4 protein-coding genes and 1 pseudogene are annotated in these 3120 nt (G+C 74.3%); all 5 read left to right on the top strand.

Annotation, left to right across the window (positions count from 1 at the left end; genetic code table 11):
- Nucleotides 1-943 (top strand): N-acetylmuramoyl-L-alanine amidase (locus tag ACTUAL_RS14120; RefSeq protein ID WP_440900559.1); only part of this gene is annotated, 943 nt, incomplete at its 5' end.
- A gap of 90 nt (nucleotides 944-1033) precedes the next feature.
- Nucleotides 1034-1498, top strand: coding sequence for a CHRD domain-containing protein (locus tag ACTUAL_RS14115; RefSeq protein WP_157767616.1), 465 nt, complete (start codon nucleotides 1034-1036; stop codon nucleotides 1496-1498).
- Nucleotides 1499-1658: 160 nt separating this feature from the next.
- Complete coding sequence (locus tag ACTUAL_RS14110) at nucleotides 1659-2204, top strand: hypothetical protein (RefSeq protein WP_440900558.1); 546 nt, start codon at nucleotides 1659-1661, stop codon at nucleotides 2202-2204.
- A gap of 97 nt (nucleotides 2205-2301) precedes the next feature.
- Entirely contained in the window at nucleotides 2302-2670 is a 369-nt protein-coding gene (locus tag ACTUAL_RS14105; RefSeq protein ID WP_096492970.1) for a YciI family protein, read from the top strand.
- Nucleotides 2667-3120 (top strand): annotated as a pseudogene (locus ACTUAL_RS14100) (RNA polymerase sigma factor); the annotation flags it as partial. The gene ACTUAL_RS14105 and the pseudogene ACTUAL_RS14100, both read left to right, overlap by 4 nt.

The following is a 3120-nucleotide window of genomic DNA, read 5'->3' as shown; positions in this document are numbered from 1 at the left end:
CTGGCACGCGGGCAACTGGTTCGTGAACTCGCACGCCATCGGCATCGAGCACGAGGGCTACGCGGCGCAGGGCAGCTGGTACACCGAGGCCATGTACCGCAACTCGGCCCGCCTGGTGCGCTACCTGGCCGACCGGTACGACGTCCCGCTCGACCGCGCGCACATCCTCGGCCACGACAACGTCCCCGGCACCACGCCCGGAACCGTCGCCGGGATGCACTGGGACCCCGGTCCCTACTGGGACTGGTCGCACTACTTCGACCTGCTCGGCGCGCCGCTGCCCACGTGGGGCGCCCCGCACTCCGGCACCGTCGTGCCCAACCCGGACTTCGCCGCCAACCGGCCGCGCTTCACCGGGTGCGAGAGCGCGGGCGTCGACTGCCCGTCGCGCGGCTCCACCTCGCTGCTGCTGCACACCGAGCCCTCCGACGACGCCCCGCTCGTCGCGGACGTCGGCCTGCGCCCGGACGGCTCGCCCAGCACCCGCGCGGTCAGCGACATCGGGGCCAGGATCGACGCCGGGCAGCGGTTCGCGGTCGCCGAGCGGCGCGGCGGGTGGACCGCGATCTGGTACCTCGGGCAGAAGTCCTGGTTCCGCACCCCCGCGCCCCGGCCCGGCCGCCCGTCGGGTCCGGCGCTGGTGGTGACGCCCAAACCGGGCCTGGCCCAGGTCCCCGTCTACGGCCGCGCGTACCCCGAACAGGCGGCGTACGCGGGCACCGGCGTGCCGCCGCAGCCGGTGCTGCCGCTCCAGTACGCGATGCCCGCCGGGCAGCGCTACGCGGTCGGCGACGTCGACCCGCCGGTGGACTACTACTTCGCGCAGACCTGGGACGGGCCGCGCGTGGTGGTCAGCGGGCAGGACCGGTACCACCAGGTCTTCCTCGGGCACCGGGTCGCGTACGTGCGGGCCGCCGACGTGGACCTGAGCCTGGTCTGGTGACCTCACCCGCACGGGTGTAGGGGGTGAACCGGTTGCGCCGAACGGTCTAGCTTCGGCAGACCGGAAAGCCCCCTACCCGTGGAGGACGTTGTGGCTCTCTCCAGCAGACTGGCCGCCCCGGCGGCGCTGGCACTGGCGCTGACCGCGCTGGCGCCGCTCGGGGCCGCCCAGGCCGACGCCGGGTGGACGCACCGCCGGGCCGACCTCGTGGGCGCCGACGTGGTGCCCGGACCCGGCGACGAGGACGGCGACGGCAGCGCGAAGCTGCGCCTGCGCGACGACTCCGCCGAGGGCGAGCTGTGCGCGACGGTGAACCTGCGCCGCGTGCTGCCGCCCACCGACGTCCAGCTGCGGCGGGGCGCGGAGGGGCGGAACGGGCCGCTGCTGCTGTCGCTGGAGCCGCCGCGCGGGGAGGCGCTGTTCACCCGCTGCTTCACCCTGGACGTCGAGCTGGTGCGCGAGATCGAGGACTTCCCGGAGCGCTTCCACGTCACCGTCCACGACGAGGACTTCCCCGACGGCGCGCTGCGCGGCCAACTGCGCTCCGGCGTCTGACCTCGGTGCGGTAATCCATTCAGTCGCAATGGATGTACACCTGAAGGTGTCACCACGTAGCCCTCCGCTGCTTGCTACGGTCCGAATTGCCGGCGCCACCAGCGGTGCCGTCCTCGCTAGCGGCGGCGGCCCCGGCCGTCGCCCTCCGGTTGGGGGTGCGGTGGTACCGAGGAGCAGGTTCGCGGTCGTCGGTGTTCTCCTGCTGCTGCTGGGGTTGGGCGCCGCGCCCGCCGCCTCGGCGGCGTCCGGGTTCGCGGCCCAGGCCAGGGCGTCCGGGCTGAGCGCGCAGCAGAGCACCCGCTTGCAGGACGAGGTGGACGGCTACCTGGCCCGGTGGGGCGGCAGACAGGTGGCGCCGAACCGGGTCGAGCGCGACGGGGCGGTGCTGACCGTCGTGGTGCCCGGCGAGGAGCGCTCGCGGTCGCTGGCGGGGCAGGTCGACCACTGCCGCAACGGGTGGGTCGACTTCGGCTGGTTCTGCGCCTACGAGCGCGAGGACGGCCAGGGCTCCAGCCTCGCCCTGTACTCCTGCGCGTGGCAGCACGTCCCGTGGTTGAGCGTCGGCTCCTGGCAGGACAACCAGACCCCCGGCACCCGCTCGACCATGTACTTCGTCGGCGGCTCCAGCTGGCACATGCCCGCCGCGCCCTCGTGGCAGCGGTACGGGGTGGTGTGGGGGATCGTCACCGGCGTGCGGAACTGCTGAGCGGAAATCTTTCGGCCCGAGGTGTCGTGCCCGGCGGTGCGGCGGCGACCTCGTGGTGGACTGCCGCACGGGTGGTCCGCCACGAGGAGGCCGAACGGTGAAGTACCTCATCATGATGCAGATCGACTCGGCGGTGCTGGAGCAGCTCACCGAGGAGCAGCAGCGGGAGATCCAGGAGGGGCACGCCGCGTTCATGGCCGAGACCAAGGCCAGCGGCGAGTTCGTCGGCACCCAGGCGCTGGCCGACCGGAGCCGGTCCAAGGTGATCCGCGCGGGCGTCGACGGGCCCGAGGTGACGGACGGCCCGTTCGCCGAGAGCAAGGAGTTCCTGGGCGGCTACTACCTGGTCGACGTCGAGGACGAGGCCAGGGCCGTCGAGCTGGCCAAGCGCATCCCGGACGCGCGCGTCCCCGGCCTGGCCCTCGAACTGCGCCCGGTGATGTTCTCCGACTTCGGGGACGCGTGAGCGCCGGAACCCCGGTGGCCGAGGGCCTGTGGCGCGACCTCGCGCCGCGGGCCCTCGCGGCCCTGCTGCGCGCGCACGGCCGCGCCGGGTTCGACCTGTGCGAGGACGCCGTCCAGGAGGCGCTGCTCCAGGCGCACCGCCAGTGGCCCGAGCGCTTCCCCGACGACCCGCTGGCCTGGCTCGTCGCGGTGACCCGCCGCCGGTACGCCGACCTCGCGCGCGGGGACGCCAGGCGGCGCTCGCGCGAGGCGCGCGCGGCCCTGCTCGCCCCGGAGCCGCCGCGGGCCGGGCAGGACGACGACTCGCTGCTGGTGCTCCTGATGTGCTGCCACCCCGGCCTGCCCCGCTCGGGCCAGGTCGCGCTGACCCTCAGGGCGGTGGCCGGGCTGAGCACCGCGCGGATCGCGAACGTCTACCAGCTGCCCGAGCCGACCATCGCCCAGCGGATCA

It is taken from the genome of Actinosynnema sp. (genome assembly GCF_052038725.1).
The sequence above is the reverse complement of the archived record's forward strand: the minus strand, read 5'-3'. Positions and strand labels throughout refer to the sequence as shown.